Here is a 5,585-nt window from a genome sequence, read left to right as displayed (position 1 = left end):
CTTTCGTCGCCGGGCGCGCGCCCGGTCCTCAGGCCAGCGCGGCGGTCAGCTCGCTGCCGCGCGGCGGGTTGGCGCCGGCGCGGGCGACCGTGATGGCCGCCGAGGTCGCGGCGGTGCGGAGCACGGCGTCCACCGCGTCGCCGGGCAGCGCGGCGAGCCGGGCCCGACCTCCCTCGCCGAGCACTCCCAGACCGGACAGGGCGTGCAGGGTGCCCGACATGAAGGCGTCACCCGCGCCCACGGTGTCGGCGACGGCGACCGGCAGCGAGGGCACCTCGCGGCGACCGGCGGCCGTGGCGGCAAGCGCCCCGTGCGGCCCCCGGGTCACCAGCACCAGAGGGCAGCCGAGTTCGACCCAGGACTCGGCGACCTCTTCCGGCGCGCGCCCGGGGTAGAGCCATTCCAGGTCCTCGTCACTGGCCTTGGTGATGTCGCTGAGCGCCACGAATCGCTCGACCCCCGCGACGGCGACCGCGTGGTCGCCCATCAGGGCGGGTCGGATGTTGGGGTCGTAGCTGACCGTCGTACGGCCCGAGGCGGCTCGAAGGGCGTCCAGCACCGTACCGGCTCCCGGCTGGCGCACCGCCGCGATGGAGCCGGTGTGCAGATGCCGCCCCGGCTCGACCACGGGCGGGGAGCCCAGCCCCCATTCGATGTCGAACCGGTAGTCGGCGCGCCCCTCGGCGTCCAGTGTCGCGATCGCGGAGGGGGTGCGCACCGCGGTGGCCGCCTCCACGGTGACGCCGCCGGTGTTCAGGTGACCGGTGATCAGTCGTCCGTGCTCGTCGTCGGCGAGCTCCGTGACCAGTGTGGTGTCGTGACCGAGCAGCGCCAGCCCGTACGCGACGTTGGCCGGGCTGCCCCCGGCGTGGACCCGATCCGGCTCGCCGGACCGCCGGACGATATCGGCGACGCACTCACCGACGACGAGGAAGGCCGAGGTCACGGCCATCACCCCCCTGTTCTCGCTGTGGACGGTCGGCAGTATGCCAGTCGGCCCGCGCCCGCCCGCGCCCGCCGGGGCGTCCCCGGGGCACGGCGGGGTCCGGGCTGCCCGCATGGGGCCCCGCGGCGGTCGCCCACGGGCAGCGACTGCGTCACCGACCGCGCGGGTGGGTCGCGCCGAGCGCCCCGTGAGGCAACGCCCGCCGTACGGGTCCGCTCCGCACGGCCGTACCCGTACGGGCACGTCACCGCCGCCCTCGGCCCGGTTCGACCGTGACGGCGCCCGAGTCACTTCCGCTGCGGCGACCCGCCGGACGCTCGTCCGCCGCGAAGCCGCCGTCGGGGCGCGGAAGGGGGCAGCCGACCGGCCGCACACCACCCCCTGCACGCTCCGTCGCGCTCGCACCGGGGCGCGGCCGAGCACGCGCGCCCACGGCAGGTAGCCCGTCCGGGCGGTCGCCGGTGACCACGCGCCGGGCGGCGCGTTGTGCCGGGCGCACACCCGACCGCGGCCAGCCGGGCCGCGCTGACGACAGGGGACCCGCGCATGACCTTCCGCCGCCGCAGCATCCGCCGCGCGCTGGGCACGGCCGCAGTGCTCTCGGCGCTGCTGTCGCCCACCGCCGCAGCCTCGCAGCCCTCCCCTGCCCCCGGCGCACAGGCGACGAGCGCCCCCGCGCCCCGCTCGGTGCAGGAACCGGCGTGGGAGGGCGAGGGGCTCACCCTCGACGCGGAGGAGAACGCCGCGGTGGACGAGTACCTGGAGCAGGCCGCAGAGGCGGAGCGACGGATCAGCCCGCAGCTGGTGCGCGTGGCGGAGCTGACCGCGGCGGAACTCGTCGGCTTCGACAACCGGCTCAAGACCGAGGACTCCCTCAAGCGCAAGGTCGCGACCTGGCTCGACGAGTCGCCGGAGAAGTCCGTGGACGCCGTCCTCGGCGAGATCAACGACTCGGTGCGCTACACACTCCAGTGGGAGGACGAGGACTACACCGAGGGGGTCGCCGACGCCGCCGACCTGCTGAGCGCCTGGCGAAACGCACCGGTCCGCTGGTCCAACACCTGGGGCGCCACCGGCCGCTACCAGGCGATCAACTCCACCTGGCGGGAGGCGGCCACCGCCCACCCCTACGAGGTGCAGTTCCACACGCCGGCCAGCCGGGCCGCGGCGACCCTGACCCACCCGCTGTACGAGGAGGAGCGGCTCCCCTCCACCTCCCCCGAGCGCGCCGCGGAACTGCGCGAGCAGCAGGCGCTCATCTTCGGAGCCGTGCCGGTGCCCGAAGGCGCGGAGCGGCTGGTCTCCCCCGGCGTCTCCTCCCCGGCGACCCGGCCCGTCCCGGTGCCCGTCGGCTGACCGGTCGGGCGGTGCCACGTGCGTGTGGCCGCGACGGTCGTCGCCGTCGCGGCCACACGCACGCAGTACCCGGGTCAGCGGTCAGGCGTCCCCGCCCTCCGACGCGAGGCGCCGGGGCGCGTCCACCGGCTCCCCGCTCAGGGCCGCCGCGAGCCGCAGTTGGGCGGTCGCCTCCGCCTGGCGGCCGAGCCTCTCCAGGGTGCGGCCCAGCATCAGCCGGGCGTAGGACTCGTCCGGATACCGGTCGACGATGTGCCGCAGCTCCTCCTCCGCCCGGTTGAGCTGCGCGGAGTGAAACAGCGCCCGGGCCAGCAGGAGCCTGAGGTCCAGCCGGCCCGGCTCCACGTCCACGAGTTCGCGGGTGAGCCGGGCGGCCTCGCCGTAGTCGCGCGCATCGAAGAAGAGCTGCGCGCGGTGGTAGCGGTCGATGAGGTTTCCGTCGGTGTTCATGGGCCTCCTCCCGTGCGTGGGCTGCAACGCGCCGGGGCCCGGCGGTATTCCGCGGGGCGCACCGGGCCGGGCGCCGGGGTCTCCGCCCCTGTTCGCGGCGGTGACCGGCGCGTACGCTCCCCCGCATGTTCACGACGCGGCCCACGCTCCAGGGCACCTTCGGCATGGTCTCCAGCACCCACTGGCTCGCCTCCCAGACCGCGATGGCGGTGCTGGAGGACGGCGGCAACGCGTTCGACGCGGCCGTCGCGGCGGGCTTCGTCCTCCAGGTGGTCGAACCCCACCTCAACGGACCCGCCGGGGAGGTGCCGGCGATCGTGGCCCCGGCCGGCGGCCCGGTGCGGGTGCTGTGCGGCCAGGGACCGGCTCCCGCAGCGGCGACCGCCGAGCACTACACCTCGCTGGGCCTGGACGTGGTGCCCGGCACCGGGCCGCTGGCCGCCGTCGTGCCGGGTGCGTTCGACGCCTGGATGCTGATGCTGCGCGATCTCGGGACCCGCTCCCCGGCCCAGGTGCTGCGGTACGCGATCGGGTACGCGGAGCACGGCCACCCCGCACTCGACCGGGTCGGCGTCGCGATCGGGCGGGTGCGGGAGCTCTTCGAGAACGAGTGGACCTCCTCGGCGGAGGTGTACCTCCCCGGCGGCAGTGCACCGGCCGCCGGGGAGCTGCTGCGCAACCGCGACCTGGCGGCCACCTGGCGACGTCTCGTCGCCGAGTCCGAGGCCGCCGGCCCCGACCGTGAGGCCCGGATCGAGGCGGCGCGCCGCGTCTGGCGGGAGGGTTTCGTCGCGGAGGCGATCGACGCGCACGCCGCCCGGCCCGCGATGGACTCCTCCGGCGAGCGCCACGCGTCCACGCTGACCGGTGGCGACCTCGCGGGATGGTCCGCGTCCTTCGAGGAGCCGGTGCGGTACGACTGGCGGGGCTGGACCGTCTGCAAGCCCGGCCCGTGGTCCCAGGGGCCGGTCCTGCTCCAGCAACTCGCGCTGCTGGACCCGGGCGTGGACGCGGCGGACCTCGGCACGCCCGACTACGTGCACACGCTGGTGGAGGGCGGGAAGCTGGCCATGGCCGACCGGGAGGCCTGGTACGGGGACGCCGCGGAGGTACCGCTGGCAGACCTGCTCTCCCCCGGCTACAACGCCGAACGCCGAACGCTGATAGGCACGGACGCCTCGCACGAGCTGCGGCCCGGCTCCCCGGGGGGTCGGTCGCCCGTCATCGGTCGGCAGGCGGCGGGTGCCGCCGGGGAGCTGCCCGGCCGGACGCCCCCGGACCCGGTCGCGGGCGCCGGTGAGCCGACGGTCGGCCGGGACGGTGAGGTCCGCGGCGACACCTGCCACGTGGACGTCGTGGACCGCTGGGGCAACATGGTCAGCGCGACGCCCAGCGGCGGCTGGCTCCAGTCCAGCCCGGTCGTGCCCGGGCTCGGGTTCCCGCTCGGGACCCGGTTGCAGATGACCTGGCTGGAGCCGGGTCTCCCGTCCTCGCTGACACCCGGCCGCCGTCCGCGCACCACGCTCTCGCCGTCGCTGGCGCTCCGTGACGGGGAGCCGGTCATGGCGTTCGGCACCCCCGGCGGTGACCAGCAGGACCAGTGGCAGACGCACTTCTTCCTCTCCGTGGCGATGCGCGAGCGGGTCCGGGGCGGCCTGGACCTCCAGGGCGCGATGGACGAACCCAACTGGCACCAGGACAGCTTCCCCAGTTCCTTCTATCCGCGCCGCATGGACCCGGGGTCCGTCACGGTCGAGGAGCGGGCCGGCGTCGAGACGGTCGCGGCGCTGCGCGCGCGGGGGCACCGGGTGACGGTCGCCGGGGCGTGGACCGAGGGGCGGCTGTGCGCCGTGGCGCGCGACCCGGAGACGGGCGTGGTCTCGGCGGCGGCCAACCCGCGGGGCATGCAGGGGTACGCCGTGGGTCGCTGACCCTCCGGCGGCGGCGGGTTTTCCGCCATCCGTCCGTGCCCCGCGGCGCGCTCCGCCGCGTGCCGCACGCGGCCCGGCCCGGGGCTCGGTGTGCGTCGCCGGGCGGGCCGCGCCGCGACGGTGACGGACCCCGGACGGCACGGGGCGGGCGGGACCTGCGACAGTCCGGGAGCGCGCGCGAGTACGTTCGACGAGCGCCGGAGACGGTTGCCCGCTTGTCCACGCTCCGGAGCGCGTCGGGGAGCGCGCGAGGGTTTCACGCGCTCGGGGCAGTCGGTGGCCGGATCGCCACCGGCACACGCCGCGAAAACTGTCCGTAGCCGGGTGGAAACACGGCTGTTCCACAGCTCGGCTTCAGTACCTGGATGGAGATATCCGCACCGGGACGGGAGCTCGCGGCGTTCACCGTCGAGCTGCGCGCACTGACGGCGGAGCTGGACCCCGGCGCCGGTTGGTTCGCCGCGTTCGCCCGCCGCGCCCCCGCCGAGTTGGAGACCTGGCTGGCCGGGCTCGACCTGCCGCCGTGGGACGTGGTCGCCGATCTCGTGCAGGACCTCGCCACCGGCCCCGGAGGACGCGCGGCACGGGAGCGCGAGGGGCGACTCCGAGCGAGCTACGCCGCCGCGGCGGCGGCCCAGGACGCGCGTCCCGCGGCACGGGACGACCTGCTTCGGCGGGTCGGCCTCGCCGAGCACGCCGCACGCGAGGCGGTCGAGCGGGGCCACCGGCTCGCCGTCGCCGAGCACTCCGCCCGCTCCGCGGGCCACGGCCCGGAGGCCGACCGGCTGGCGCGAAGGTCCATGACGCGTGCACCGTGCCGCCCTGCGCCAGCGCCACGAGGGTGCAGAACCCCGGCTCCCCGCGAACGAACTGGCGAGTGCCGTCCACCGGGTCCACGATCC

The 5,585-nt window shown here is 76.1% G+C and carries 4 protein-coding genes and 1 pseudogene; 2 read left to right on the top strand and 3 right to left on the bottom strand.

Features of this window, described 5'->3' with window-relative positions:
• Positions 1-28 precede the first annotated feature (28 nt).
• The gene (locus tag HCJ92_RS21630) at positions 29-952 is read right to left on the bottom strand and encodes a carbohydrate kinase family protein (protein WP_167935293.1); all 924 of its coding nucleotides are present in this window, start codon (positions 950-952) and stop codon (positions 29-31) included.
• A 540-nt stretch (positions 953-1,492) separates the two neighbouring features.
• Between HCJ92_RS21630 and HCJ92_RS21625 the strand changes: the two genes are divergently transcribed.
• Positions 1,493-2,302 (top strand): ATP nucleotide 3'-pyrophosphokinase, encoded by an 810-nt coding sequence (locus HCJ92_RS21625; RefSeq protein WP_167935292.1) that lies wholly within the window; start codon positions 1,493-1,495, stop codon positions 2,300-2,302.
• A gap of 81 nt (positions 2,303-2,383) precedes the next feature.
• Here HCJ92_RS21625 and HCJ92_RS21620 read toward each other — a convergent pair whose 3' ends face one another.
• Positions 2,384-2,752: a tetratricopeptide repeat protein gene (locus tag HCJ92_RS21620; RefSeq protein ID WP_167935291.1), complete on the bottom strand. Its 369-nt coding sequence runs from the start codon at positions 2,750-2,752 to the stop codon at positions 2,384-2,386.
• 125 nt (positions 2,753-2,877) lie between these two features.
• Here HCJ92_RS21620 and HCJ92_RS21615 point away from each other — a divergent pair, with 125 nt between their 5' ends.
• Entirely contained in the window at positions 2,878-4,683 is a 1,806-nt protein-coding gene (locus tag HCJ92_RS21615; RefSeq protein ID WP_167935290.1) for a gamma-glutamyltransferase family protein, read from the top strand.
• Positions 4,684-5,462: 779 nt separating this feature from the next.
• On the opposite strand, the pseudogene HCJ92_RS21610 reads toward HCJ92_RS21615, so the two are convergent.
• Positions 5,463-5,585 (bottom strand): annotated as a pseudogene (locus HCJ92_RS21610) (inositol monophosphatase family protein); the annotation flags it as partial.

Origin of the sequence: Streptomyces spiramenti, from assembly GCF_012034385.1 — a bacterium.
Classification (GTDB): Bacteria; Actinomycetota; Actinomycetes; order Streptomycetales; family Streptomycetaceae; genus Streptomyces; species Streptomyces spiramenti.
This window is presented reverse-complemented; position numbering and strand designations above follow the sequence as displayed.

Excerpts from the sequence above, each read along its gene's own strand:
- HCJ92_RS21615 (WP_167935290.1), top strand. The coding sequence starts at position 2,878 with ATGTTCACGACGCGGCCCACGCTCCAGGGCACCTTCGGCATGGTCTCC.
- HCJ92_RS21625 (WP_167935292.1), top strand. The coding sequence starts at position 1,493 with ATGACCTTCCGCCGCCGCAGCATCCGCCGCGCGCTGGGCACGGCCGCA.
- HCJ92_RS21630 (WP_167935293.1), bottom strand. The coding sequence starts at position 952 with ATGGCCGTGACCTCGGCCTTCCTCGTCGTCGGTGAGTGCGTCGCCGAT.
- HCJ92_RS21620 (WP_167935291.1), bottom strand. The coding sequence starts at position 2,752 with ATGAACACCGACGGAAACCTCATCGACCGCTACCACCGCGCGCAGCTC.